Source organism: Streptomyces sp. NPDC043853, from assembly GCF_056436025.1.
On sequence record NZ_JBWKDJ010000012.1, the window covers coordinates 104,814 to 130,921 of the forward strand.

A 26,108-nucleotide genomic window follows, 5' to 3' on the forward strand; every position below is an offset into this window, starting at 1 on the left:
CTATCCGGCCGCTCCCGGACCCCGGGCGCGAGATCAGTTGTCGCGCTTCTCCTTGATCTTCGCGGCCTTGCCACGGAGCTCACGGAGGTAGTACAGCTTCGCACGGCGGACGTCACCGCGGGTGACCAGCTCGATCTTCTCGAAGATCGGGGAGTTCACCGGGAAGGTGCGCTCGACGCCGACGGAGAAGGAGACCTTGCGAACGGTGAAGGTCTCGGAGACGCCGGAGCCCTGGCGGCGGATGACGACGCCCTTGAACTGCTGGATACGGGAGCGGTTGCCCTCGATGACGCGGACGTGCACGTTGATCGTGTCACCCGGGCGGAAGGCCGGGACGTCCGAGCGCAGGGAGGCGGCGTTCACACCGTCGAGGAGAGAAGACATGTTCTTCGTCTGCTTTCTTCGCACGACGCCACAGGCCGCCGTGCGGGTTTCCGTAGAGAATTCGGGAGCTGTGCCACCCGGCGGGCGACGGTCCCCCTGTGGCAGGGGCGCACGCGGGCGTACAGCAGCCGCCTATTCTTCCACGGCCTCCGGCCTGCGCCAAAATCGGCCGTCCGGAGTGGGGGACCAGCCCAGGATGCTGAGGGTCTCGCGGTCCTTCTTGTCGAAGGCCGTGGCCTCGGTGCGCTCGATGAGGTCCGGACGGTGCCGCGCGGTGCGGGCGAAGGCCTCGTCCCGGCGCCAGCGCGCGATCTTCCCGTGGTGGCCGCTCAGCAGCACCTCGGGGATGCCGCGCCCGCGCCACACCGGGGGCTTGGTGTAGACGGGGCCTTCGAGCAGGTTGGCCATCTCGCCGGGCGCGAAGGAGTCGTCCCGGTGCGATTCGGCGTTGCCGAGGACGCCGGGCAGCAGCCGGGCCACCGCCTCGGTGATCACCAGGACCGCGGCCTCGCCGCCCGCCAGGACGTAGTCACCGATGGAGACCTCGTAGACCGGCATACGGGTGGCGTACTCGTCCATGACCCGGCGGTCGATGCCCTCGTACCGGGCCGGGGTGAAGATCAGCCAGGGGCGCTCGGAGAGCTCGACGGCGAGTTCCTGCGTGAAGGGCCGGCCGCTGGGTGTGGGGACGACCATGACCGGGCCGTGGGCGCCGGCCTCGTACCCGGCGGCGAGGGCGTCGTCCAGGCAGTCGCCCCACGGCTCGGTCTTCATGACCATGCCGGGGCCGCCGCCGTACGGGGTGTCGTCGACGGTGTTGTGCCGGTCGTACGTCCAGTCGCGCAGGTCGTGCACGTGTACGTCGAGCTGCCCGCGGGTCCGCGCCTTGCCGACGAGGGAGACGTTCAGCGGCTCCAGGTAGTCGGGGAAGATCGTGACGACGTCGAGGCGCATCAGGCTTCTTCCCCGCTGTCGCGCGAGGAGGCGACCTCGGCGCGGTCGTCGATCAGACCCGGCGGCGGGTCGATCACGGCCCGCTGCTCCTCCAGGTCGATCTCGGTGACGATCTCCTCCACGAAGGGGATCATGACCTCGCTGCCGTCCTCGCGCTCGACGATGAACAGGTCCTGCGAGGGCAGGTGGGAGATCTCGCTGATCCGGCCGATCAGGGTGCCGTCGGCGAGGACCACGTCGAGGTCGAGCAGCTGGTGGTCGTAGTACTCGTCCTCCTCCTCGGGCAGCTCCGAGGGGTCGACTTCGGCGATCAGCAGCGTGTTGCGCAGCGCCTCGGCGGCGGTGCGGTCCTTCACGCCCTCGAAGCGGAGCAGCAGCCGGCCGCTGTGCACCCGGCCGGTCTCGATGGTGAGCGGGCCGGCGGACGCGGGCTCGGTGTGGAGCACGGCACCGGGGGAAAGCCGGAGTTCCGGCTCGTCGGTACGCACTTCGACGGTGACCTCACCCTTGATGCCGTGGGCGCGGCCGACCCGGGCGACTACGAGCTGCACGCTGTTTCTCTCCCTGCCTTGCGGCTGAACCGCCGCCGCTTTCGCGGAGGTGGTACCTCTCCGTCGTGGTTACTCAATCGATGGTTGCTCTGATCGCCGTTGAAATCGACACACGGGCCGGAGCAAAAACGACACGGGCCGGGGTGGGCAGCGGATGCCCTCCCCGGCCCGTGCCGGTGGTTCAACTTCTCAGCGGACCTGGTCCACGTCGACGAGGTCGACGCGGATGCCCCGTCCGCCGATCGCTCCCACGACGGTGCGCAGGGCGCGCGCGGTGCGACCGTTGCGGCCGATCACCTTGCCGAGGTCGTCGGGGTGCACCCGGACCTCCAGCACCTGCCCACGGCGCAGGTTGCGCGAGGCGACCTGCACGTCGTCGGGGTTGTCGACAATGCCCTTTACGAGGTGCTCAAGAGCCTCCTCGAGCATGCTCAGGCCTCGGTCGACTCGGCGGCGGCCTCGGCCTCGTCCGCCTTCTTCTCAGCCTTCTTCTTCTGGGTGATGGCCTCGCCCTTGGCGTCGCCACCCTCCAGCGCCTTCGCGAACTCGTCGAAGGAACGACGCTTGTCTTCCTTCGTCGCCGGCTGCAGCAGCGGCGCCGGGGCCGGCAGGCCCTTGTGCTTCTGCCAGTCACCGGTGAGCTTCAGGAGGGCGAGGACCGGCTCGGTCGGCTGGGCGCCGACGGACAGCCAGTACTGCGCGCGCTCCGAGTCGATCTCGATGCGCGAGGGGTTGTACGTCGGGTGGTACAGACCGATCTCCTCGATGGCCCGGCCGTCACGGCGGGTACGGGAGTCGGCGACGACGACGCGGTAGTGCGGCTGGCGAATCTTGCCGAGGCGCTTGAGCTTGATCTTGACTGCCACTGGAGTGGTGTCTCCTGGTCTTGACGTGGTTGGGCACATGAGATGCCACGTGGGGTTGCGGTACTCGGGTGCCCGATGGACGCGTCAGCCGGAGGAGAGAGGGGTCCTGTGCGGCTGTCGAGTACAGCTAGTCATTCTGCCACATGCCCGCGGCACGTCAGGACGCGGCTGCCACCACCGCGACTTCCGGGATGCGGAAGGGTTTGCCGCAGCCGCCGCACATGATGGGCGCCTGGGCGAGCACGGACGGCACCACCCGTACGTTGCGCCCGCAGTCGCAGACCGCCTTGACCCGGACGCCGCCGCCCGAGGAGCCGTGCCGTGCGGCCGGTCCGCGGAAGCTGCGCTTGGTGTCGGCGGCGGTGGCCACGGTGTGCGCCCGCAGGGCCCGCTGCAGCCGCTCCATGGTCGGGCGGTAGCGCTTCTTGGCCTCCGGGTTCAGCGTGACCAGGGAGAAACCGCTGCTCGCGTGCGGTTCGTCGGAGTGGTCGAGGCCCATCTCCTCGGCGATGGCCAGGAAGCGGCGGTTGTGGTAGCGGCCGGCGCGCGAGGTGTCCCGGACGCCGCGGGCCGCGGCGATGCCGTGGACTGCCTCGTGCAGCAGTCGCTCGAAGGAGAGCTCGGCGCCGCAGGCGGACGAGGACTCTCCGATCAGGGACTCGGGCGCGGCGAGGTCGGGCAGCTCGGGGTGGTACCGCTGAATGTCGGCCCACGCCAGCGCCAGCTCTGCGGCCAGAACAGGTGGTGTCGTGCTCACGTCGTGACAACGAGCCTGGGTGCCCCGGTGTTCCGATTCCGGGCCATTCCAAATTTTTTGCACGTACCAGTCAGTTCAGTCTCATGCGTCCCGATGAGGGCGGGTGCGCAGAACTCCGGAGGAGTCGGTACGTACAGGGGTGCCCCGGACTACGTCCCGGGGCACCCCTGCCGTCACACCCGTCGCATCACGCGCATCGCGCCACATGATGCGCAGGCGTACTCACGGGTCAGTACGAGCCGACGGTCACCACCAGCCGACGGGTCAGTACGAGCGCGCCACGATGGCCAGCGTGCCCGGGGCGTCGTCCGCCTCCGGCACCGAGCCGTCCTCGGCGACCAGGCACCGGACGGTCACGGCCTGCTCGCCGAGCTTGGCCTCGCCCTCCGGACCCAGGTCGGCCCACGGGATCCGCGCCCAGCCGCCGGCGACCGCGGCCTCGGCGGCCTCCTCGAGGGTGGCCACGTCGGTCGTACGGGACTCCCGGCGCTCGCGGGACTCGCGCAGCAGCTGCGCCTGGTCCTCGTCCAGCACCTTGGGCAGCAGGTCGGCCAGGGCGTCGATCTGCACCGGCTCCTTGCCGCCCGGGATGCGGCGGGCCAGCATCGCGGTTCCGGCCTCCAGGTCACGGGGGCCGATCTCGATGCGAACCGGGACGCCCTTGAGCTCCCAGTCCACCGCGCGGCGGCCGAACGGGACGTCGACGCGGTCGTCGACCTGGACCCGCAGGCCGACGGCCTTCAGGCGGTCGCCGAGCTCGCGGACCTTGGCCACGGCCTCGTCGCCCTTGATCGCCATGACCACGACCTGGACGTGGGCCAGGCGCGGCGGGACCCGCAGGCCGTTGTCGTCTCCGTGGGACATGATCAGACCGCCGACCATGCGGGTGGAGACGCCCCAGGAGGTCTGCCAGACCAGCTCCTGCTTGCCCTCCTTGGACAGGTAGGAGGTGTTGAACGCCTTGGCGAAGTTCTGGCCGAGCTCGTGGCTGGTGCCCATCTGCAGGGCCTTGCCGTCGCCCATCATGCCCTCGAGGGTGAGGGTGTTGATGGCGCCGGCGAAGCGCTCCTTGGGGGTCTTGCGGCCGAGCACGACGTCGATGCCGAGCACGTTGGTCATGAAGTCGCCGTACACGTTCCGGTGGATGTGCGCGGCGTAGTCGCGGGCGTCCTCGTAGGTGGCGTGGGCGGTGTGGCCCTCCTGCCAGAGGAACTCACTCGTGCGGAGGAAGATGCGGGGGCGCATCTCCCAGCGGACCACGTTGGCCCACTGGTTGATCAGCAGGGGCAGGTCGCGGTAGCTCTGGACCCACTTCGAGAAGTAGTCGTTGATGATCGTCTCGGAGGTGGGGCGGACGACGACCGGCTCCTCGAGCTCCTTGCCGCCGCCGTGGGTGACGACCGCGAGCTCGGGGGCGAAGCCCTCGACGTGCTCGGCTTCCTTCGTCAGGTACGCCTGCGGGATGAACATCGGGAAGTACGCGTTCTGGGCGCCCGATTCCTTGATGCGGGCGTCCATCTCCTGCTGCATCCGCTCCCACAGCCCGTAGCCGTACGGTCGGATGACCATCGTGCCGCGCACTGGGCCGTTGTCGGCCAGTTCGGCCTTGTTGATCAGATCCTGGTACCAGCGGGGGAAGTCCTCCGCCTGGGGGGTGAGAACGGGAGCCTTTGCCATGGCGCGAATGGTACGGCGCCGCGGGTGCCGAGCGTGAATCGGCCCGTGATCCGGACGCGGTCCGGGGATGGTCAGGGGGTGGTCAGGCGGTGTCCGGACGCGATCGGCGGGGTGATCGGGCGCGAACCCGGCGCGGTCCGGGCGCGGTCCGGGCGCGAACCCGGCGCAATCCGCGCTGACGTTCCTCTGGACGCGGCGGCGAAGTGGGAGTTCTCTGGCAACGGGGGCCAGGGGGCGATGAGGAATCAGGAGCGCTTCTTCGATGACACCTACGCCGACCGCGACGCTCGTCGCCCGGGACTGGGCGGAGATCCAGGAACGGATGCTGGTACCGCTGTACGAGGCGGTGTACGACCGGCTGGAGGTGGGGCCGGGCGACGGGGTGCTCGGCCTGGACTGCGGGGCCGGGCTGAGCCTGCTGCTGGCCGCGGGCCGGGGTGCCCGGGTGACCGGGGTGGAGCCGCGGCCCGCGCTGCGCGCCCTGGCCCGGGAGCGGGTGCTGGAGGTGCTGTCCGCCGCACCCGCGCCCGCCGTCCGGCCGTACGACGTGCTGACCGCCTTCTCGCCGGAGCCGGAGGCCCTGGCGGCCGCCCTGACCGGGGTCCGCCGGGGCGCCGCGGTGGTGCTCGCGGGCTGGGGTCCGGCGGAGCGCTGCACGGTGCCGGGCGCCCCGGCGCCGGCGGACCTGGACGGCCTGGCCGCCGGGGCGGGGCTGCGGCCGGACGGCTCGGGGCGGGTGTTCTGCCCGTTCGGGTACGCGGACCTGGAGAGCGCGGTCCGGGGGCTGCTGTCGACCGGTCTGTACGACGTCTCCGACCCGGGGCAGGCCGAGAAGGAACTGGCCGAGGAACTCCACCCGTTCGAGCGTGCGGACGGTTCGGTGTGGCTGCCGAACATCTTCCGGTACGTGATCGCCCGGACGGAGTAGCGCGACCCGGTGGAACCCGAGGCGGTTCCGCCGGTCCGGCCGGACCCGGGCCCCCCGAGTCGCGGGCTCCGGCGGGCTCTCGCGGGCTCCGGCGGGCCGGACCTCAGAGGGCGGGCTTGGACAGCCGCGGGATGCCCGCCGTCGCGTACGCCTCGTCCTCCTCCAGCGTCTCGTTGGCGAGCAGGGCCTCGGCGAGCGCGTCGAGCTTGTCCCGGTGCTCGCGCAGCAGGCGGCACGCTTCCTCGTAGCACTCGTCGACGAGGCGCCGCATCTCGGCGTCGACCGCGTCCAGGGTGGCGGGCGCGGCGGTGAGGCCGTACGGGGACTGCGCGTCGGACGGGATCGCGGTGAGCCGGCCCACCCGTTCGCTCATGCCCCAGCGGCCGACCATGCCCCGGGCCAGGTTGGTGACCTGCTCCAGGTCGTTCTCCGCGCCGGTGGTGATGATCCCGTAGACCACGTGCTCGGCCGCCATGCCGCCGAGCGCGCCGATGATCCGGCCGCGCAGGTACGGCTCGGTGTAGGCGTAGCGGTCCGAGTCCGGGGTGGAGAGGGTGACGCCGAGGGCCCGGCCCCGCGGCACGATGGTGATCTTGCGGACCGGGTCGGCGCCCGGCTGGAGCATGCCCAGCAGGGCGTGGCCGCTCTCGTGGTAGGCGGTGCGGCGGCGCTCGTCCTCCGGCATCACCAGCGGCCGTTTCGCGCCGAGCTGGACCTTCTCCAGCGCGTCGGAGAGGTCGGTGCGGGTGACGGCGTCCTGGTTCCGCCGGACCGCGAGCAGCGCCGCCTCGTTGGCCAGGTTGGCGAGTTCCGCGCCGGTCATGCCGGGGGTGGTGCGGGCGACCTGGGCCAGGTCCACGCCCGGGTCCAGGGGGATCTCGCGGGTGTGGATGCGGAGGATGGCCTCGCGGCCGGCGCGGTCCGGCGGGGAGACGGTGACCATCCGGTCGAACCGGCCGGGGCGGGTGAGCGCGGGGTCGAGCACGTCCTTCCGGTTGGTCGCGGCGATCACCACCACGCCCTCGGAGCCGGAGAAGCCGTCCATCTCGGTGAGGATCTGGTTGAGGGTCTGCTCGCGCTCGTCGTGGCCGCCGATGCCGCCGCCCGCTCCCCTGGCCCGGCCGATGGTGTCGATCTCGTCGATGAAGATGATGGCCGGGGCCACCTTGCGGGCCTCGGCGAACAGCTCCCGGACCCGTGAGGCGCCCACGCCGACGATCATCTCGATGAACTCGGAGGCGGAGGCGGAGAAGAACGGCACGCCCGCCTCGCCCGCCACCGCGCGGGCCAGCAGGGTCTTGCCGGTGCCGGGTGGCCCGGCCAGCAGCACGCCCCCGGGCATCCGGGCGCCCAGCCGCCGGTAGGCCTGGGGGTTCTTGAGGAAGTCGACGACCTCGCTGAGCTCGCTCTCGACCTCGTCGATGCCGGCCACGTCGTCGAAGGTGGTGCGCCGGCCGCCCTCCAGCTCGACCGGCTTGGGCGGCGCTTTGCGCCCGATGCCGCCCAGTCCTCCCCCGCCGAGCGCGCCGCTCATCCGGCGGGCGAGCAGCACCCACAGGCCGATCAGCAGCAGCATGGGCGCGAGCGAGAGCAGCAGGTTGGCGAGGAAGCTGCGCTGTTCGACCACGGGCTGGGCGGTGACCGTGACGCCCTTGGCGGTCAGATCGGCCCACAGGTCGTCGTCGGCGAAGGCGGGCCGCTGGGTCACGAACTTCTTGTAGTCGCCCTTGCCGCCGGGGAGCTGCTGCTCGTTCTTCAGCTCGCCCTGGATGGCGTCGCCCTTGGAGTAGATCCTGGAAACGTTGCCGGCTTCGACCTGCTTGGTGAACTCGGTGTACGAGACGGTCGGTTCGTCGACCTCGTTGAAGAAGGACAGCACCAGGTTGGTGATCAAGTAGATGATCAGGGCGGCGAGGATCAGGCCGCGCCAGCCGCCGGGCATCTTCTTCTTGGGCGGCGGGGCGGGCGGTGCGCCCTCGGACCGCCAGGGCGTGTCCGCCCGGTCGCGCGGGGGTACGGGGGTCGGGCTCGGCACCTTCGCCTCCTTCGTCCGTCCTCCGGCCGACATTAGGCGACATTCCGGGCGTCCGCCCGTCTGCGTGCCCGCCGACCGGTTGGCGCGGGGCGGGCCGGGAGGCGGCGGGAAGCGGGGCCCGGCATGCGGAAAGGGCCGCGCCGTCCTCCGTACGGGGGACGGCACGGCCCTTTCCGCGTGCTGCCTACTCCGGGCTCACTTCATGAACTTCTTGAACTCGTCGGGGAGTTCGAAGTCCTGGCCGGGCTGTCCGGCCGGCAGGCCGAACGGGTTGCCGGCGCCCGGCTCGACGCCGGCCGGGCCCTGCTCACGGCGGGCCGCGGCGGCGGCCTCCTCGGCCTTCCGCTTCATCGGGTTGCCGCTCTGGCGCTTGCCCTTGGCCTGCTTGACCTGCTTCTTCTGGCGGCCGGGGCCGCCACCCATGCCCGGGATGCCCGGCATGCCGGGCATCCCGCCGCCCTGCGCCATGCGCGACATCATCTTGCGGGCCTCGAAGAACCGCTCGACGAGGTTCTTGACGGCGCTGACCTCCACACCGGAACCCTTGGCGATACGGGCACGGCGGGAGCCGTTGATGATCGTCGGGTCCTGGCGCTCGGCCGGGGTCATCGACTTGATGATCGCGGCCGTGCGGTCGACGTCGCGCTCGTCGATGTTGTTGATCTGGTCCTTGATCTGGCCCATGCCCGGGAGCATGCCGAGCAGCTTGGAGATGGAGCCCATCTTCCGGACCTGCTCCATCTGGGCCAGGAAGTCGTCGAGCGTGAACTCCTTGGGGCCCTTGGCGAGCTTGGCCGCCATCTTCTCGGCCTCGGCCTGCGAGAAGGTCTTCTCGGCCTGCTCGATCAGGGTGAGCATGTCACCCATGTCGAGGATCCGGCCCGCCATCCGGTCGGGGTGGAAGGCATCGAAGTCGTCGAGCTTCTCGCCGTTCGAGGCGAACATGATCTGCTTGCCGGTGACGTGCGCGATGGAGAGCGCGGCACCACCGCGGGCGTCGCCGTCGAGCTTGGAGAGCACCACGCCGTCGAAGCCGACGCCGTCGCGGAAGGCCTCGGCGGTGTTGACCGCGTCCTGACCGATCATGGCGTCGACGACGAAGAGGATCTCGTCGGGGCTGACGGCGTCGCGGATGTCCGCGGCCTGCTGCATCAGCTCCTGGTCGATACCCAGGCGGCCGGCGGTGTCGACGATGACGATGTCGTACTGCTTGGTTCGGGCGTACTCGATGGAGTCCTTGGCGACCTGGACCGGGTCACCGATGCCGTTGCCCGGCTGCGGGCCGTAGAAGCCGACGGCGGCGCGCTCGGCGACGATGCTCAGCTGGTTGACGGCGTTGGGGCGCTGGAGGTCGCAGGCGACGAGCAGCGGGGCGTGGCCCTGACCCTTGAGCCAGTGGCCCAGCTTGCCGGCGAGGGTGGTCTTACCCGCACCCTGCAGACCGGCCAGCATGATCACGGTGGGTGCGGTCTTGGCGAACCGCAGCCGACGGGTCTCGCCACCGAGGATGGAGACGAGCTCCTCGTTGACGATCTTCAGGACCTGCTGGGCCGGGTTGAGCGCCTTGGAGACCTCGGCACCGCGGGCGCGCTCCTTGACGTTCGCGATGAAGGAGCGGACGACCGGGAGCGCCACGTCCGCCTCAAGGAGGGCGATACGGATTTCCCGCGCCGCGGCGTCGATGTCCTGCTCGGAGAGGCGGCCCTTGCCCCTGAGGGACTTGAAGGTCGCGCTGAGGCGGTCGGAAAGCGTATCGAACACGGTGGTCGCGATTCCTCGGGTCGGGGGCGTGTGGTCGCCCTCCAGGGTATCCGGCTCCGCCGCCTGCCCGGCCCTGCGGGTTTTTCCGGATTCCCCCGGGCCGGGACTCCGCGCCCGCGAGGGCCGCGCAATGGCTCCGGCGGGGCCGGTACGTGCTCCGCGCTGCGGGCAGGGCCGGGGCGCGGGGTCCGCTGCGCGCGGCCTTCCCCACCCCGCCCCTTCCCGAAACCGGGGGCTCCGCCCCCACCCCCCGCGGCGTTTGAGCGCGGTCCGCGCCGGAGGCTTCGGGCACGCAGCGCCCAGCGGGTGTGGGGCGCAGCCCCACAAGCGGGCGCTGGGGCCGCAGGTCCCGGTTTCGGGAAGGGGCGGGGTGGGGGAAAATCCCCCACCCGGTGGACCCGGGATCAGGACAGGGCGGACTGGAGGATGGCCGCCAGGGTCACGGCCGCGGCCGGATCCAACGGCTTGCCTTCGGCCGTGGTCACGTACAGCGCGTCCACGGCGTTGGCGCCCAGGGTGGAGACGTGCGCGCTGCGGACGCGGACGCCGGAGTCCTCCAGGGCCCGGCCGATACGGTGCAGCAGACCCACCGCGTCGGGGGCGCGGACCTCCAGGACCGTTGCCGCCGAGGAGACGTCCGGGACGACCGTGACCCGCGGCGGGGGCGGGACCACGCCGCGCCGGCGCGGGTACGCAGCCTCACGGTCGGCGAGCTTCGACGGGACGTCCAGCGAGCCGTCCAGCGCCCGGACCAGGTCGGCCCTCAGTCGTGCCGCCTCCGGCAGTGAGCCGTACTCCGCGGCCACCCGCCAGCGCAGCACCAGCGCCTCCCCCAGCCTCCCCGGCAGCTCCAGCAGCCGCAGGTCGGCCGTGCGGACGGTCAGCCGGTGCAGGGCCAGCACCCCGGCCACGGCGGGCAGGATGCCGTCCTGGTCGGGGACCGCGACCACCAGTTCCACTCCGACGGCCGCGTCCGCCTCCTCCCGGGCCAGCAGGGTCAGCACCGGCTCCCCGGTGCGCAGCGCCTCCACGGCGAGCCGTTCCTGTTCGGTGCCGGGTTCGGCCGCCAGGCCCGCGGGCGCGGGCCGGGCGGCGGGCTCGCCGTCGAGCACCGCAGCCACCCGCCGGACCAGGTCCGTGACCAGCGTGGCCCGCCAGGCCGACCAGGCCGCAGGCCCGGTGGCCAGCGCGTCGGCCTCGGTCAGGGCGTGCAGCAGCTCCAGCGTCCCGGGCGTGCCCACGGCCTCGGCGACCGCCCGGACCGTCGCCGGATCGTCCAGGTCGCGCCGGGTCGCGGTGTCGACCAGCAGCAGGTGGTGGCGGACCAGGGTGGCCAGGACCTCCGCGTCGGCCGGGCCGAAGCCGATCCGTACGGCCATGTCCCGGGCGATGGTCTCGCCCACCTCCGAGTGGTCCCCCGGCCAGCCCTTGCCGATGTCGTGCAGCAGGGCGGCCGTCAGCAGGAGGTCGGGCCGGCCGACCCGGCGGGTCATGGCCGAGGCGCGGACGGCCGTCTCGACCAGGTGCCGGTCCACCGTCCAGGTGTGCACGGGGTTGCGCTGCGGCCGGCAGCGGACCCGTTCCCAGTCCGGCAGGAGGCGGCTGATCAGCCCCTCCGCCTCCAGCGCCTCCCACACGGCAACGGTCGGCTCCCCCGCGCCCAGCAGGGTCACCAGCTGTTCCCGGGCCTCGGCCGGCCAGGGCACGGGCAGCGGCCGCGCCTGCCCGGCGAGCCGCCGTACGGCGTGCGGGGAGACCGGCAGGCCGGCCTGTGCGGCTGCCGCGCCCAGCCGGAGCGGCAGCACCGGGTCCCGGTCGGGCCGGGCGGCCAGGGCGAGCACCGCCTCGCCGTCCTGCTCGACCACGCCCTCGGCGAGCGGTGCGCGCTCCGCGGGGCCGCCCTTCCTGGAGCCGAGCAGTCCGCGGAGCCGGGGGCGGGCGGCCCGGGCCCGCAGCACCCGGCCGACCTCGCGCCAGGTGATGTCCCCGGCGTACGAGACCACCCGCGCGGCCTCGTACACCTCGCGGAGCAGCGCGTCGGCGCCCGGCAGGCCCAGCCGGGCCGCGACCTGGTCCTGCTCCTGGAGGCTGAGCCGGTCCGAGGCCCGGCCGGTGACCAGGTGCAGGGCGTCCCGGGTGTCGAGGAGCCGCCGCCGGGCTTCGGCGAGGCCCTCCCGCGGGGCGTCCGCCAGCCAGGACGCGGCGACGGCACGGAGCGCGGTGATGTCCCGCAGCCCGCCCCTGGCCTCCTTGAGGTCGGGTTCCAGCAGGAAGCGGAGCTCCCCGGAGTGCTCGGCCCGGTCCCGGCACAGCGCGTGCAGCTCGGGCAGCCGCCGGACGGCGTGGTTGCGCCAGTCCGCCAGGACGGTGGTGCGGGTGCCGGCCACCAGCCCGAGGTCGCCCGCGACCGGTCGGGCGTCCAGCAGGCCGAGCTGCACCTTGAGGTCCTCCGCGGCGGCCTTGCGGGCTTCGGCGGGGGTCCGTACGGAGTGGTCCAGGGCCAGCCCGAGGTCCCAGACGGGGTACCAGAGCCGGTCGGCGAGCCGGGCCAGGGCGGCCGGATCGGCCTTGCCGTCGTGGAGCAGCAGCAGGTCGAGATCGCTGCGGGGGGAGAGTTCGGCGCGTCCGTAGCCGCCGACGGCGACCAGGGCCGCGCCCGGTACGCCGCTCTCCCGGGCCGCCCCGGCGAACAGCCCGGCCAGCCAGTCGTCGGTCAGGGCCGCCAGCCCGGAACGCCGGGAAGGCCCGGGCCGCGACTCCCCGTCGAGGAGTCGCAGCCGGGCCTCGGCGTAGCCGCCGGTGCCGTGGCCGCCCTGGCCGGGCGGGTCCGCCGGGTCGGGTGGACCCGGCTGCCGGCCCGGTCGGCGGGACGGGTGGGACGGGTCCTTCGTGGTGTCCTCGGCGCTCGTCACCCCACAGCTCCCGGTGTCTAGAGGGCGTCCGCGCCGCGTTCGCCGGTGCGGACCCGTACGACGCTGTCCACGGGCACGCTCCAGACCTTGCCGTCACCGATCTTGCCGGTGCGGGCGGCCGTGATCACGACGTCCATCACGTCCTGGGCGGCGTCGTCGTCGACCAGGACCTCGATGCGGACCTTGGGGACCAGGTCGATCCGGTACTCGGCACCGCGGTAGACCTCGGTGTGGCCGCGCTGCCGGCCGTAGCCGCTGGCCTCGGAGACCGTGAGGCCCTCGACGCCGAACCGCTGCAGGGCGTCCTTGATCTCGTCGAGCTTGTGGGGCTTGACGATCGCGGTGATGAGCTTCATGCGTCGACCTTCTTCGAGTCCGTGACGGCGGTGGCGGCGGTGGCGGTGGCCCGTGCGGGGGTGCCGCCGCCGGCGCCGCTGAAGTCGTAGGCGGTCTCGGCGTGTTCGACCTGGTCGATGCCGGAGACCTCGTCGTCCTCGCTGACCCGCATGCCGATCGTCTTGTGCAGGACGAAGGCGAGCAGCGCGGATGCGACGAGAGAGTACGCGAGGACGGAGAAGACCCCGACGGCCTGCTTGCCGAGCTGTTCGAGGCCGCCGCCGTAGAAGAGGCCGGCCGCGTCGGACTGCACCCCGCCGGTGGCGAAGAAGCCGACGAGGAGGGAGCCGACGATGCCGCCGACGAGGTGGACTCCGACCACGTCGAGGGAGTCGTCGTAGTTGAACCGGTACTTGAGGCCGACGGCCATGGCACACAGGAGGCCGGCGATGGCGCCGATGGCGATCGCGCCGAGCGGGGAGCAGGAGCCGCCGGAGGGGGTGATGGCGACCAGGCCGGCGACGGCGCCGGAGGCCGCGCCCAGGGTGGTGCAGGCGCCGTGCCGGATCTTCTCGTAGACCAGCCAGGACAGCATGGCGGCGGCGGTGGCGACCTGCGTGTTGAGGAACATCACGGCGCCGATGCCGTCGTCGTTGCCGAGCCAGGATCCGGCGTTGAATCCGAACCAGCCGAACCAGAGCAGGCCGGCGCCGAGCATGACCAGCGGGAGGCTGTGCGGGCGCATCGGGTCCTTCTTGAAGCCGACGCGCTTGCCGATGACCAGGATCACGCCGAGGGCGGCGGCGCCGGCGTTGATGTGGACGGCGGTGCCGCCCGCGAAGTCGATGACGCCCATCTCGAACAGCCAGCCGCCGGAGCCCCATACCCAGTGGGCGACGGGGAAGTAGACGGCGGTGACCCAGAGCGCGATGAACAGGGCCCAGGCGGAGAACTTCACGCGGTCCGCGAGGGCGCCGCTGATCAGGGCCGGGGTGATGATCGCGAACATCAGCTGGAAGACGGCGAAGACGTAGACCGGGATGGTGTAGCCGTCCCAGAGCTGGGTGAGGCCGAGGCCGCTGAGGCCGACGTAGTCGGCGGACCAGCCGACGATCGACCCCTTGTCGGTGCCGAAGGCGAGGCTGAAGCCGTACAGCACCCACAGGATCGTGACGATCCCGAGGCTGATGAAGCTCATCATCAGCATGTTGAGGCTGCTCTTGACGCGGACCATGCCTCCGTAGAAGAAGGCGAGACCCGGGGTCATCAGCATGACCAGGGCGGAGCAGATGAGCATGAACCCGGTGTTGGCGGCAGACAGCGTCGGGGCGTCTGCGGCAAGGGTCGTGACGGCTGGGGCCATCGGCGTCTCCTCGTCGTCGGTACGTTCGCGTGCGGGCGATCGTGTGGAAACCTGAGCGGCGGCGTGCTCCCGGCGGGGATGGCCGGTTATGGGCCATGAGATTCGCGCAGGCCGGTTTCCGGCGGCGCCGCTTCCGTGTTTCGCGACGGTGACGAAGAGGTCGGGGCTGTTACGTCGGGGTGAACACACAGCCGGCCGCGGCGGGTACCCGATGGTGATCCGGCAATGGGGGGAGCCCGATCAGGTGTACGGGGTACCGGCCGCGGCCGGGGTCTTTACACGGCCTCCGCGGATTCGGGGAGGCGGGCGGCCAGGTGGTCGGTAAGCCGGACCACCTCGGCGATGTCGCCGTACTCGCGGGCGGCGGTGTCCACAGTCTTCCGGAGTCGGGTGTTCACCCGTTCGGACCGCACCTTTTTGGCCACGTCGAGGGCCTGGTCGACGAGGACGGTGGCCTGTTCCGGCTCGCGCTGCAGCAGGTGGACGGTGGCCATGCCGATGAGGTTGAGGGCGTAGGAGCGCTGGTGCTCCTCGTCCTTGGCGAAGAGCTCCACGGCGCGTTCCATGACGGGTTCGGCCAGCGAGGCGTAGGTGGGGCTGCGGCCGGCCACATAGGCCAGGTCGCGGTACGAGTGGGCGTTCTCCCCGTTGAGCTCGGCCTCGGAGAAGAAGCGGATCCAGTCGGGCTCGGTCTCGCCGCCGAAGCCGACGTCGCCGAAGGTGTCCTCGGCCATCCGGACGGCCCGCTTGCAGCGGCTGGGCTGGCCCATGTTGGCGTAGGCCCGGGCCTCCATCGCATACAGCATGGCCGTGGTGCGCGGGCCGGCGCAGTCGCGGCTTCCGTACTGGGCGAGGTGGATGAGCTCCAGGGCGTCCTCGGGGCGGCCGAGGTGGATCATCTGTCGGCTCATGCCGGAAAGGATGTACGAGCCGAGCGGCTTGTCGCCGGCTTCCTTCGCGGCGTGCAGGGCGAGGACGAAGTACTTCTGCGCGGTGGGGTGGAGGCCGATGTCGTAGCTCATCCAGCCGGCCAGTTCGGCGAGTTCCGCGGCGACCTTGAAGAGTCTCTTCATGACCGGCCCGGGGTGGTTCTCCTGGAGCAGGTCGGTGACCTCGTGGAGCTGGCCGACGACCGCTTTGCGGCGCAGTCCGCCGCCGCACTGGGCGTCCCACTGGCGGAACATCACGGTGGTGGCTTCGAGGAGGTCGAGTTCCGGTTCGGAGAGCCGGGGGGCGCGCGGGCCGTGCAGGGCCGCCTCGCGCGGTCCGGGGTCGGCGGCCGGGACCGGGACGAGCCAGCGCTGCATGGGCTCGATGAGGGCGGGGCCGGCGGAGAGCGCGAGCGAGGTCCCGAGGAAGCCGCGGCGGGCGAGCATCAGGTCGCTGCGGGAGAACTCGCCGAGCAGTTCGACGGTCTGCGGGCCGGCCCAGGGCAGGTCGACACCGGAGACGGACGGGGTCTGATGGGCGGTGCGCAGGCCGAGCTGCTCGATGGCGACCACGGTGCCGAAGCGTTCGGAGAACAGCTCGGAGAGGATGCGCGGGACGGGCTCGCGGGGCTGTTCCCCGTCGAGCCAGCGGCGGACCCGGGAGGTGTCCGTGCTGATGTGGTGGGCGCCCATCTGCCGGGCGCGGCGGTTGACCTGGCGCGCGAGCTCGCCCTTGGACCAGCCGCTGCGGACGAACCACGAGGTCAGTTGTTCGTTCCGGCCGGCAGACTCCGCGTTCGTTCCGCTTGCGCCGTTGCCGCCCACTGGAACGCCCCCATCCGCTCTGCCTTTCCCTACGAAACCCTGGCCCTGCGCGACAGGCCCTCCACGGGCCTTCACGATTCCTTCACGGTTTGCCTGCGGCATAACCACGCTTGAGGCCGCCGTCGGGGTTCGTGCACCGAAAGTAATCCTACGATCACCCCTTCGGCGAGGCTGTTTGCGGAATCGCCACCATTCGCCACCCCTTCGAATGAACTCGCCACCCGCCGGGCGCGATTCACTGGACACAGAGCGGACCCGGTGGCAAGGAGTAGCCGACCGGGGCAGGCGGCGAAGCGCGTAACCACCGGCAGGCCGGACCCGTTGGAGGGGGCATGGGCATGGGCTTCACGATCGGCGGCAGCCGGGGTACCAAGGAGTTCCGGACCGGCGCCCGGCGCCGTGGCCGGATCCCGGAGTGCACGGTGGTGGCGGAGTACACGGGACTGTGGGGCTGGGACGCGGTTCCCGGCGCCCGCGCCGCCGGACCCGCCCGGGACTGTTCGTGCGGCGACCCGGGGTGCCGGGCGCCGGGGGCGCATCCGCTGCCGTGCGCGCCGCTGGTTCCCGCGGGTGCGACCCTCGACGAGGCCACCGAGGCCTGGGCGGACTACCCCGGTGCGGCCGTGCTGTTGCCCGTCGGCCGCACCTTCGACCTGATCGACGTCGCCGAGGAGGCCGGCCGGCGGGCGCTGGTCCGGCTGGAGCGGATGGGCCTTCCGCTGGGCCCGGTGACCGTCACTCCGGACGGCCGGGCCCAGTTCTTCGTGGCCCCGGGCGCGGCGGCGGAGCTTCCGCAGCTGCTGTACCGGATGGGCTGGGACGACGCCGGGCTCGACCTGCGCGCCCTGGGCGCCGGCAGCCACCTGACGGCGCCGCCCTCGGACCACGCCGGCCTCGGCCCGGTCGGCTGGCTCCGCCCGCCCACCTTCGACACGGCCGGCCGGCCGCCCCAGGCGAGGCTCCTGCTGGGCACGCTGGCGTACATCTGCCACCGCTTCCAGCGATAGCCTGCGGCGCGAGCGGGACCCGACCGCAGCCCGTCGTACGCTGCCGCGCCCGGACCCCGCCCCGCCGCCGTACGCTGCCGCGCCCGGACCCCGCCCCGCCGCCGTACGGGCAGGCCGGCCGGACTCGGCCCGCCGTGTGGGCAGTCGTGCCGCTGGGGCGATGGGGGTCCCCCCTGCTCGAGCGAAGTCGAGAGCTTGGGGGAGGGTGGGCACACGGCACCCCGGTCCCGCGAGGGCTCGCGCAGCCACCCCGCACCCCGGTCCGGCTGCGGTCCGGACCCGGTCCGGGCGGAGCTCCGCTCCCGGCGTGCCGGGCCCGGCGAAGCCACCGCCCTGGCCGGGCGCGGCTGCGGCGGAGCCGAGCCATGGCTTCGGTGGGGCCGGAGCGAGCCCGCTGGGCGGCGTTCCGGTGTGCCCACCCGTTCCGCCCTGCGGAACGCCTGCCCACACCTCCGGCGGAGGCCCGCCCACACCTTGGCGGAGGCCCGCCCACACCTCCGGCGGAGGCCCGCCCACACCTCCGGCGGAGGCCGCCGACGCCTCGGCGGAGTCGCCCCATCGGGGCGGGGGCGGGTACGGGCGTGCCCCCGTACTCCTGGCGGAGTGCGGGGGCACGGACGGCGTGGGGGTCCGGCCGCGAGGTCAGTCGCCGATGAGCGCGTCCACGAACGCACCCGGCTCGAACGGCGCCAGATCGTCCGGCCCCTCGCCCAGCCCGACCAGCTTCACCGGCACGCCCAGCTCCCGCTGGACCGCGACCACGATGCCGCCCTTGGCGGTGCCGTCCAGCTTGGTCAGCACGATGCCGGTGATGTCCACGACCTCCGCGAAGACCCGGGCCTGCATCAGCCCGTTCTGACCGGTCGTGGCGTCCAGCACGAGCAGCACCTCGTCCAGCGGCCCGTGCTTCTCCACCACCCGCTTGACCTTGCCGAGCTCGTCCATCAGGCCCGTCTTGGTGTGCAGCCGGCCGGCGGTGTCGATCAGCACGACGTCCGCGCCCTCGGCGATGCCCTCCTTGACCGCGTCGAAGGCGATCGACGCCGGGTCGCCGCCCTCGGGGCCGCGCACCGTGCGCGCGCCGACCCGCTCGCCCCAGGTCTGCAGCTGGTCGGCGGCAGCGGCACGGAAGGTGTCCGCGGCGCCCAGCACCACGCTGCGGCCGTCGGCGACCAGCACCCGGGCCAGCTTGCCGGTGGTGGTGGTCTTGCCGGTGCCGTTGACCCCGACGACCATGACCACGCCCGGCGTGTCGACGCCGCTCTCGGTCTTCACCACGCGGTCCATGTCCGGACCGATCAGCGTGATGAGCTCCTCGCGCAGCAGCCCGCGCAGCTCGTCCGGGGTGCGGGTGCCGAGCACCTTGACCCGCTCGCGGAGCCGGTCCACGAGCTCCTGCGTGGGCTTCACACCGACGTCGGCGACGAGCAGGGTCTCCTCGATCTCCTCCCAGGTGTCCTCGTCCAGGTGTTCCCGGGAGAGCAGGGTGAGCAGCCCCTTGCCGAGGGAGTTCTGGGACCGGGCGAGCCGGGCGCGCAGCCGGACCAGCCGGCCGGCGGTGGGCTCGGGCACCTCGATCTCGGGAGCGGCGGGCGCCTCGGGCTCCGCGACCTCCGCCGGAGCGGGAGCCGCCTCCGCCTCCGGGAGCCCGACCTCCTCGATCGTGCGACGGGGTTCCTCCGCCGTTTCGACGGAGTCTTCCCCGACCTGCGGTTCGGCGGGCGGGGCAGTGATGGTCGGCGTGGTCGGCGGGGCCGTGGGCGGCAGCTGCTTCTTCCTGCGGCTGCTGACCACGAGCCCGCTGACGACAGCACCGACCGCGACCAGGGCGATGACTACAGCAAGGATGAGGATGTCCATAACGGCTTCAGTATGCGCGACCTGGCCGCTCACCCCTCGTTTCTGCCGGCGAGGCTCGCTGGCCTCTCCGGCCGGGCCGGTCCGCCGTCCGACCGCGCGTCGGCGAGAAGCCCACGCGGTGCGGCCCCGTGACTGCCACGGGGCCGCGAACACCCCTGTGCAACTGACGCCCTGTCAGCTAACGTCCCTCCTCGCCACCCACACCCTGCGGAGGGGGACCCCATGCCCATCACCGTGGCCCGCTTCAACCTGATCGACCCCGACGGCACCCCCGAGACCCTGGCCGCCCGCTACCAGGCGGCGGTGGAGATGGCCCGGTACGCCGACGAGCACGGGATCGACACGATCCAGACCGAGGAGCACCACGGCACCGACAACAACTGGCTGCCCTCCCCCTTCACCTTCGCGGGCGCGGTCCTCGGCGCCACCCGCCGGATCGCCGTGACCGTGTCGGCGATCATCGGCCCGCTGCACGACCCGCTGAAGGTGGCCGAGGACATCGCCGTACTGGACCTGATCGGCGGCGGGCGCCTGGTGACCGTGGCGGGCATCGGCTACCGGCCGGAGGAGTACGAGCAGCACGGCGTCGAGTGGGGGCGGCGCGGCCGGCTCCAGGACGAACTGCTGGAGACCCTGCTGAAGGCGTGGACCGGCGAGCCGTTCACCTTCCGCGGCCGGACCGTGAAGGTCACCCCGCGGCCGTTCACCCGGCCGCACCCGCTGCTGCTGGTCGGCGGCAGCTCCCGGGCGGCCGCCCGGCGGGCGGCCCGGCTGGGGCTGCCGTTCTTCCCCAGCGCGCACCTGCCGGAGCTGGAGGCGTACTACCGGGAACAGCTGACCGAGCACGGGACGGAGGGCTTCTGCATGATGCCGGCCGCCGAGACCCCGCTGCTGCACATCGCGGAGGACCCGGACCGGGCGTGGGCGGAGTACGGCCGGCACTTCCTGCACGAGGCGGGGATGTACGCGTCCTGGCAGTCCAAGGACATCCGCTCGGCGGTGCGGTCCGGCGCGACCACGGTGGAGGAGCTGCGGACCGAGGGGGTCTACCGGATCCTCACGCCGGACGAGGCGGTGGCGTACGCGCGGAGCGCGGGCGAGGCGGGGAACCTGGTGCTGCACCCGCTGTGCGGGGGCATGCCGCTGGACGAGGGCCGGCGCAGCCTGCAGTTGCTGTGCGAAAAGGTGCTGCCCCGGCTCTGAACCGAGGGGTCCGGGCCGGGGCAGCGGGAGGAGCGGGGTGGTGGCGGGGAGTTGGTTACCCCATCTCCTCCAACGCCTTGCCCTTGGTCTCCGGCACCCATTTGATGACGAAGGGGATCGAGAGCGCGGCGAAGAACGTGTAGATCACGTACGCACCGGACAGGTTCCAGTCGGACAGCGTCGGGAACGTGACGGTGATCAGCCAGTTGGCGACCCACTGGGCCGCGGCGGCCACACCGAGGGCCGCGGCCCGGATGCGGTTGGGGAACATCTCCCCGAGCAGCACCCAGACGACCACGCCCCAGGAGAGGGCGAAGAAGAGCACGAAGCTGTGGGCGGCGATCAGGGCGACCGTGCCCTGGAGCTCGGGCATGGTGATCTCGCCGCCGACCTCCTCCTTGTACGAGAAGGCCCACGCGCAGAAGCCGAGGGAGACGGCCATGCCCGCCGAGCCGATGAGGGCGAGCGGCTTCCGGCCGAGCCGGTCCACGAAGATCATGGCGATCACCGTGCCGATGATGTTGATGATCGACGTGGTGAAGGAGTAGAGGAACGAGCTGGTCGGGTCGATGCCGACGGACTGCCACAGCGAGGAGCTGTAGTAGAAGATCACGTTGATGCCGACGAGCTGCTGGAAGACCGAGAGGCCGATGCCGACCCAGACGATGGGCAGCAGGCCGAAGCGGTTGCCGCGCAGGTCCTTGAAGGTGGACTTGTGCTCGGAGCGCATGGCGAGGTCGATCTCGTGGGCGCGGGCGTCCACGTCGATGCCGGAGCCCTCGACGTCCTTGAGGACGCGCTTGGCCTCGTCGGTACGGCCGACCGAGATCAGGTAGCGGGGGGACTCGGGGATGGCGAAGGAGAGCAGGCCGTAGAGGACGGCCGGGATCACCATGACGCCCAGCATCCACTGCCAGGCCTCCAGGCCGCCGATCTCGCCGCGCTGTTCGCCGCCGGCGAGGTTGAGGATGCCCCAGTTGACCAGCTGGGAGACGGCGATGCCGGTGACGATGGCCGCCTGCTGGAAGGAGGCGAGCCGGCCGCGGTAGGCGGGCGGGGAGACCTCGGCGATGTAGGCGGGGCCGATGACGGAGGCCATGCCGATGGCGAATCCGCCGATGACCCGCCACATGGCCAGGTCCCAGAGGGCGAAGGGGAGCGCGGATCCGATCGCGCTGGCGGTGAACAGCACCGAGGCGATCTGCATGCAGCGGATGCGGCCGATCCGGTCGGCGATGCGGCCGGCGGTGGCGGCGCCGATGGCGCAGCCGATCAGGGCGGCGGCGATGACCTGGGCGAGCGCCTCGGAGCCGATGTCGAAGCGGTCCCGGATCGCCTCGACCGCGCCGTTGATCACTGAGCTGTCGTAGCCGAAGAGAAAACCGCCCATGGCGGCGGCCGCGGTGATGAAGATGACGTGCCCGAGGTGGTCGGGGTGCGGTGCGCGTCCGCCGGGGGTCGCCGGCATCTCTGTGCTGGTCAAGGTGTGCTCCGTGGGGGTTTTGTCCGTTCTCCTAGTGGCGCACAGTTCAAGATCCGGCACCACCTGAAGGCGGGAGACAGCGGAGCGAGCCTATGTGTTCATTTTCTGAAGTCAACCCCTGAAAGAAAGCCGAAGAGAAGCAGCCGGCGGGCGCACAGGATCGACCGCCCCCGGGCCGGAAGTTCATTTCTTGAACAAATGGCGGTTCAGCGGAGGCGCTGGCTGATCACCTTGGAGACGCCGTCGCCCTGCATGGAGACGCCGTAGAGCGCGTCGGCGACCTCCATGGTCCGCTTCTGGTGGGTGATCACGATCAGCTGGGAGCTCTCCTGGAGCTCCTGCATGATGCGGATCAGCCGCTGCAGATTGGTGTCGTCCAGCGCGGCCTCGACCTCGTCCATCACGTAGAACGGGCTGGGCCGGGCCTTGAAGATCGAGACGAGCAGGGCCACGGCGGTCAGCGAGCGCTCGCCGCCGGAGAGCAGCGACAGCCGCTTGACCTTCTTGCCGGGCGGGCGGGCCTCGACGTCCACGCCGGTGGTGAGCATGTTCTCGGGATCGGTCAGGACGAGCCGGCCCTCGCCGCCGGGGAAGAGCCGCGAGAACACCCCTTCGAACTCGCGGGCGGTGTCCCGGTACGCCTCGGTGAAGACCTGCTCGACGCGCTGGTCGACTTCCTTCACGACTTGGAGGAGGTCGGCACGGGTCTTCCGGAGGTCGTCCAGCTGCTCGCCGAGGAAGGTGTGCCGCTCCTCCAGCGCGGCGAACTCCTCCAGGGCGAGCGGGTTCACCTTGCCGAGCTGCGCGTAGGCCCGTTCGGCCGCCTTCAGCCGCTTCTCCTGCTGGGCGCGGACGAAGGGGCCGGGGCGGTTGCGCGGATGGTCCGGGTCCTCCGGCAGGTCCTCGCCCTCCGCCGGGAGGGCCGGCGGTACCGGCTGGTCGGGGCCGTACTCGGCGACCAGCGCGGCGGGCTCCACACCCAGCTCCTCCAGGGAACGGGCCTCCAGGGCCTCGATCCGCAGCCGCTTCTCGGCGCCGAGGACCTCGCCCCGGTGGACGGAGTCGGTCAGCTTGTCGAGCTCGCCCTTGAGGTCGCGGCCTCGGTCGCGGGCGGCGGAAAGCTCCTGCTCGCGCAGGCCCTTGGCGTACTCGGCGTCGGTCTTCTCGGTGTCGGCGCGGCGGAGCGAGACCTCGATGTGCGCGAGGAGCTGCCGGGCGCCGTCGGCGACGGCGGCGGCGACCTCGGCCTCGTGCCGGCGGCGGGCCCGGCGGCGCTCGGCCCGGGCGCGGGCCTCGCGCTCGGACCGGGCGGCCCGGTCGAGACCGTCCGCCCGGCCGGCGAGGCCCTTCACCCGTTCCTCGTGGGTACGCAGCTGGAGCCGTGCCTCCATCTCGGTCTGCCGGGCGTTGGCGCCGTCGGCGGCGAGCCGGTCCCGGACCGCGGTGTCCGGCTCCTCCTCGGCTCCCTCCCCGAAGGGGCGACTCTCCTCGGCCACCGCGAGCCGCTCGGCGCACTCCTCGACCTCGGCGAGGGCCTGCTCCAGGGCCTCCTCCGCCCTGGCCGCGGCGGCGGCACTGCGCTCGGCCTCGCCCGCGGCCCCCTTGGCCTGACCGGCGAGCCGGCCGAGCTGCTGGGCGACGCCGGCCCGGGCGCGCTCCTCCTCCCGCCGGCGCTCGCCGAGCTCGTCGACGCGTACGGCCGCCTGCTCGCGGCGCTGCTCGGCGGCGGCCCGTACGTCGGCCAGCTCGGCGCAGCGCAGGTCGAGCCCGGCGAGCTCGGCGGCCGCCTCGTCGACGGCCATCTGCACCTCGATGAGACTGGGCACCCCGGCCGACCCGCCGTGCGCGAGGTGCGCACCGAGCACGTCGCCGTCCTGCGTCACGGCCACCAGATCGGGCCGCACCCGCACCACGGCCTCGGCCTCGTCCAGCCCGCGCACGACGACGAAGTCCCGCAGCGCCCACGCCACGGCCCGGCACAGCGCGGCATCGCCCTGGACGAGCGAAGCGGCGACCGTCCAGGCCACGTCCCCTGCGAGGGCGGGGTCCGGCTCCGCGCCTTGGGCGGCTGCGCCGGCGGAAGCCGGGGCGGAGCCGCGCGCATCGGCGGCGGAGCCCCCCACGGGGGCCGCTGCGGAACCCGGCCCTTCGGCGGCCGGGCCGCCCGCCGGAACCGGGGCGAAGCCGCGGTCGTCAGCCCCGGTGACAGGGGCCGGGGCAGAGCCCCGGTTTCGGGAAGCGGCGGGGTGGGGGACGTCTCGCCTGGCCGCGGCCGGGCCGGCCGTCGTGGACGGCTCCGCCGGGCCCGGCTGCGGGCCGATGCCCGGGGCGGCGGGCACGGCCGAAGGGGCGCCCGCCGGCTGGAGCGGCACCCCCGCCGGGGCGATCAGCAGGGTGGCCCGCCCGGCATCCGCCGCCCGCAGGTGCCGCAAGGCCGCCGCGGCGGCCGCGGCCGAGCCCACCGCCACCGCGTCCGCCGCCGCCCCCAGCGCCGCCGCGACCGGCACTTCGTAGCCGGCCGTCACCGTCAGCCGCTCCGCAGCCGGCCCGAGCAGCCCGGCCAGCTGCTCCCGTGCCGCCAGCAGAGCTCCGGTGCCGTCCTTCCGCCGCAGCCCCAGCGCCAGCGCCTCGTGCCGCGCCGAGACCGCCGCACGGGAACGTTCCGCCGCCGCCAGCGCGTCCCGCGCCTCGCCGAGCGCGGACTCCGCCGCCGCCAGTTCCGCGCGCGCCGCCTCGTGCCCGGCGGCCGCCGTGCCCGTGTCGGGGTCGTCGGCCGCCACCTCCGCGGCCAGCGCCTCGTACTCCTCGCGCGCCGCCACCGCCCGGGACTCCGCCTCCTCGCGCGCGGCCACCAGCCGGTCGATCCCGTCCTGCGCGGCGCTCGCCCGGGAACGGGCCGCGCCCAGCCGCCCGGTGAGCCGGGCCAGGCCCTCCCGCCGGTCGGCGATCGCCCGGGCCGCGTCCCGGAGCCGGCGCTCCTCCTGCGCCAGGGAGCGTTCCAGCTCGGCGCGGTGCGCGACCGTGTCCTCCAGGGCACGGCTCGCCGCCTCCAGGGCCGCCGTCAGTTCCGCTTCCTGCTCGCGGATCCGGGCGGCCTCCCGCTCCAGCTCCTCCGGGTCCCGTCCGGTGCGTTCCTCCTCCACCGGCGCCGTCGCGCTCTTGACCCGGGCGTCGGCCAGCGACACCGTGCCGCGTACCCGTTCGGCCAGCTGCGACAGCTCGTACCAGGTCTGCCGGGCCAGGGTCAGCCGCGGCGCCAGCGACCGTACGGCCGCCTCCAGTTCCGCCTCCCTGCGCAGGGCGAGTCCGAGCTCGGCCTCGGCCGTCTCCTTGCGTTCCTTCAGCGCCGCCTCGTCCGCGATCTCCGCGGCCAGCGCGGTCCGCAGGGTGACCAGGTCGTCGGCGAGCAGCCGCAGCCGCGCGTCCCGCAGGTCGGCCTGGATCACGGCGGCCCGCCGGGCCACCGCCGCCTGCCGGCCGAGCGGTTTCAGCTGCCGTCGCAGTTCCTCCGTCAGGTCCTGCACCCGGGCGAGGTTGGCCTGCATCGCGTCCAGCTTCCGCAGCGCCTTCTCCTTGCGCTTGCGGTGCTTGAGGACGCCCGCGGCCTCCTCGATGAAGGCCCGGCGGCCCATCGGGTCCGCGTGCAGGACGGAGTCCAGCTGACCCTGGCCGACGATCACGTGCATCTCGCGGCCGATGCCGGAGTCGGAGAGCAGTTCCTGGATGTCCAGCAGCCGGCAGGTGTCGCCGTTGATCTGGTACTCGCTGCCGCCGTTGCGGAACATGATCCGCGTGATGGTGACCTCGGCGTACTCGATCGGCAGCGCGCCGTCGGAGTTGTCGATGGTCAGCGACACCTCGGCGCGGCCGAGCGGCGGCCGCCCGGTGGTGCCGGCGAAGATGACGTCCTCCATCTTCCCGCCGCGCAGCGACTTGGCGCCCTGTTCGCCCATGACCCAGGACAGCGCGTCCACCACATTGGACTTCCCGGACCCGTTGGGGCCCACGACACAGGTGATCCCGGGCTCGAAGCGCAGGGTGGTGGCGGAGGCGAAGGATTTGAATCCGCGCAGGGTCAGGGCCTTGAGGTGCACGCCGCCGGACTCTACCTTTCACGTGCGGTTTCACCCAGGAAGGTGCAGGGCACACCACTTGTCAAAAAGAAAGTCGGCCCCCGCAGCACCCCGAACACCATGAAGCACCCACAGAACGCGCAGGAAAGAAAGAAGGGACGCCGGAGCGTCCCTTGCAGATCATGCCGGGCTGGAAAGCTGAAT

The 26,108-nt window shown here is 72.6% G+C and carries 19 protein-coding genes; 3 read left to right on the top strand and 16 right to left on the bottom strand.

Annotation, left to right across the window (positions count from 1 at the left end; translation table 11 throughout):
• Positions 1-33: 33 nt before the first annotated feature.
• From rplS to proS, 7 genes are all read right to left on the bottom strand, one after another.
• A complete protein-coding gene (gene rplS, locus AC067U_RS27685; protein ID WP_365111964.1) occupies positions 34-384 on the bottom strand; it encodes a 50S ribosomal protein L19 in 351 nt (116 codons plus the stop codon).
• Between the two features lie 132 nt (positions 385-516).
• A complete protein-coding gene (trmD, locus tag AC067U_RS27690) occupies positions 517-1,338 on the bottom strand; it encodes a tRNA (guanosine(37)-N1)-methyltransferase TrmD (protein WP_478832506.1) in 822 nt (273 codons plus the stop codon).
• On the bottom strand, positions 1,338-1,889 hold the full coding sequence (gene rimM / locus AC067U_RS27695; RefSeq protein ID WP_478832507.1) for a ribosome maturation factor RimM: 552 nt from the start codon (positions 1,887-1,889) through the stop codon (positions 1,338-1,340). Before rimM ends, trmD begins: the two co-directional genes overlap by 1 nt.
• 189 nt (positions 1,890-2,078) lie before the next feature.
• On the bottom strand, positions 2,079-2,318 hold the full coding sequence (locus tag AC067U_RS27700; protein ID WP_007266827.1) for an RNA-binding protein: 240 nt from the start codon (positions 2,316-2,318) through the stop codon (positions 2,079-2,081).
• Between the two features lie 2 nt (positions 2,319-2,320).
• Positions 2,321-2,755, bottom strand: coding sequence for a 30S ribosomal protein S16 (rpsP, locus tag AC067U_RS27705; RefSeq protein WP_478832508.1), 435 nt, complete (start codon positions 2,753-2,755; stop codon positions 2,321-2,323).
• 157 nt (positions 2,756-2,912) lie between these two features.
• Complete coding sequence (locus tag AC067U_RS27710; RefSeq protein ID WP_478832509.1) at positions 2,913-3,512, bottom strand: hypothetical protein; 600 nt, start codon at positions 3,510-3,512, stop codon at positions 2,913-2,915.
• Between the two features lie 264 nt (positions 3,513-3,776).
• On the bottom strand, positions 3,777-5,189 hold the full coding sequence (gene proS, locus AC067U_RS27715; protein ID WP_478832510.1) for a proline--tRNA ligase: 1,413 nt from the start codon (positions 5,187-5,189) through the stop codon (positions 3,777-3,779).
• 262 nt (positions 5,190-5,451) lie between these two features.
• On the opposite strand from proS, the gene AC067U_RS27720 reads away from it, so the two are divergent.
• Positions 5,452-6,117: a class I SAM-dependent methyltransferase gene (locus AC067U_RS27720; RefSeq protein ID WP_478832511.1), complete on the top strand. Its 666-nt coding sequence runs from the start codon at positions 5,452-5,454 to the stop codon at positions 6,115-6,117.
• A 103-nt stretch (positions 6,118-6,220) separates the two neighbouring features.
• Here AC067U_RS27720 and ftsH read toward each other — a convergent pair whose 3' ends face one another.
• From ftsH to nsdA, 6 genes are all read right to left on the bottom strand, one after another.
• Positions 6,221-8,152 (bottom strand): ATP-dependent zinc metalloprotease FtsH, encoded by a 1,932-nt coding sequence (gene ftsH / locus AC067U_RS27725; protein ID WP_478832512.1) that lies wholly within the window; start codon positions 8,150-8,152, stop codon positions 6,221-6,223.
• 195 nt (positions 8,153-8,347) lie between these two features.
• Positions 8,348-9,913 carry a signal recognition particle protein gene (gene ffh / locus AC067U_RS27730; protein ID WP_478832513.1) on the bottom strand — a complete coding sequence of 522 codons (1,566 nt, stop codon included), beginning with the start codon at positions 9,911-9,913 and terminating at the stop codon, positions 8,348-8,350.
• Between the two features lie 404 nt (positions 9,914-10,317).
• A complete protein-coding gene (locus AC067U_RS27735; protein ID WP_478832514.1) occupies positions 10,318-12,825 on the bottom strand; it encodes a [protein-PII] uridylyltransferase in 2,508 nt (835 codons plus the stop codon).
• A gap of 17 nt (positions 12,826-12,842) precedes the next feature.
• Complete coding sequence (locus AC067U_RS27740) at positions 12,843-13,181, bottom strand: P-II family nitrogen regulator (protein WP_365111936.1); 339 nt, start codon at positions 13,179-13,181, stop codon at positions 12,843-12,845.
• On the bottom strand, positions 13,178-14,524 hold the full coding sequence (locus AC067U_RS27745) for an ammonium transporter (protein ID WP_478832515.1): 1,347 nt from the start codon (positions 14,522-14,524) through the stop codon (positions 13,178-13,180). Before AC067U_RS27745 ends, AC067U_RS27740 begins: the two co-directional genes overlap by 4 nt.
• 275 nt (positions 14,525-14,799) lie before the next feature.
• Positions 14,800-16,278 carry a transcriptional repressor NsdA gene (nsdA, locus tag AC067U_RS27750; RefSeq protein ID WP_478832516.1) on the bottom strand — a complete coding sequence of 493 codons (1,479 nt, stop codon included), beginning with the start codon at positions 16,276-16,278 and terminating at the stop codon, positions 14,800-14,802.
• A gap of 338 nt (positions 16,279-16,616) precedes the next feature.
• Here nsdA and AC067U_RS27755 point away from each other — a divergent pair, with 338 nt between their 5' ends.
• Positions 16,617-17,285 (top strand): bifunctional DNA primase/polymerase, encoded by a 669-nt coding sequence (locus AC067U_RS27755; protein ID WP_478832517.1) that lies wholly within the window; start codon positions 16,617-16,619, stop codon positions 17,283-17,285.
• A gap of 642 nt (positions 17,286-17,927) precedes the next feature.
• Here the strand turns inward: AC067U_RS27755 and ftsY are convergent.
• A complete protein-coding gene (gene ftsY, locus AC067U_RS27760) occupies positions 17,928-19,145 on the bottom strand; it encodes a signal recognition particle-docking protein FtsY (protein ID WP_478832518.1) in 1,218 nt (405 codons plus the stop codon).
• Between the two features lie 222 nt (positions 19,146-19,367).
• On the opposite strand from ftsY, the gene AC067U_RS27765 reads away from it, so the two are divergent.
• Positions 19,368-20,348 carry an LLM class flavin-dependent oxidoreductase gene (locus tag AC067U_RS27765; protein WP_478832519.1) on the top strand — a complete coding sequence of 327 codons (981 nt, stop codon included), beginning with the start codon at positions 19,368-19,370 and terminating at the stop codon, positions 20,346-20,348.
• Positions 20,349-20,403: 55 nt separating this feature from the next.
• Here AC067U_RS27765 and AC067U_RS27770 read toward each other — a convergent pair whose 3' ends face one another.
• The gene (locus AC067U_RS27770) at positions 20,404-21,831 is read right to left on the bottom strand and encodes a sugar porter family MFS transporter (protein WP_478832520.1); all 1,428 of its coding nucleotides are present in this window, start codon (positions 21,829-21,831) and stop codon (positions 20,404-20,406) included.
• A 206-nt stretch (positions 21,832-22,037) separates the two neighbouring features.
• A complete protein-coding gene (locus tag AC067U_RS27775; RefSeq protein WP_478832521.1) occupies positions 22,038-25,925 on the bottom strand; it encodes an AAA family ATPase in 3,888 nt (1,295 codons plus the stop codon).
• Positions 25,926-26,108 lie beyond the last annotated feature (183 nt).

Bases quoted from the DNA above. Each gene is read 5' to 3' on its own strand.
- AC067U_RS27720 (WP_478832511.1), top strand. From the start codon at position 5,452: ATGACACCTACGCCGACCGCGACGCTCGTCGCCCGGGACTGGGCGGAG.
- AC067U_RS27745 (WP_478832515.1), bottom strand. From the start codon at position 14,524: ATGGCCCCAGCCGTCACGACCCTTGCCGCAGACGCCCCGACGCTGTCT.
- proS (WP_478832510.1), bottom strand. From the start codon at position 5,189: ATGGCAAAGGCTCCCGTTCTCACCCCCCAGGCGGAGGACTTCCCCCGC.
- AC067U_RS27700 (WP_007266827.1), bottom strand. From the start codon at position 2,318: ATGCTCGAGGAGGCTCTTGAGCACCTCGTAAAGGGCATTGTCGACAAC.
- ftsY (WP_478832518.1), bottom strand. From the start codon at position 19,145: ATGGACATCCTCATCCTTGCTGTAGTCATCGCCCTGGTCGCGGTCGGT.
- AC067U_RS27740 (WP_365111936.1), bottom strand. From the start codon at position 13,181: ATGAAGCTCATCACCGCGATCGTCAAGCCCCACAAGCTCGACGAGATC.
- AC067U_RS27755 (WP_478832517.1), top strand. From the start codon at position 16,617: ATGGGCTTCACGATCGGCGGCAGCCGGGGTACCAAGGAGTTCCGGACC.
- trmD (WP_478832506.1), bottom strand. From the start codon at position 1,338: ATGCGCCTCGACGTCGTCACGATCTTCCCCGACTACCTGGAGCCGCTG.
- AC067U_RS27765 (WP_478832519.1), top strand. From the start codon at position 19,368: ATGCCCATCACCGTGGCCCGCTTCAACCTGATCGACCCCGACGGCACC.
- rplS (WP_365111964.1), bottom strand. From the start codon at position 384: ATGTCTTCTCTCCTCGACGGTGTGAACGCCGCCTCCCTGCGCTCGGAC.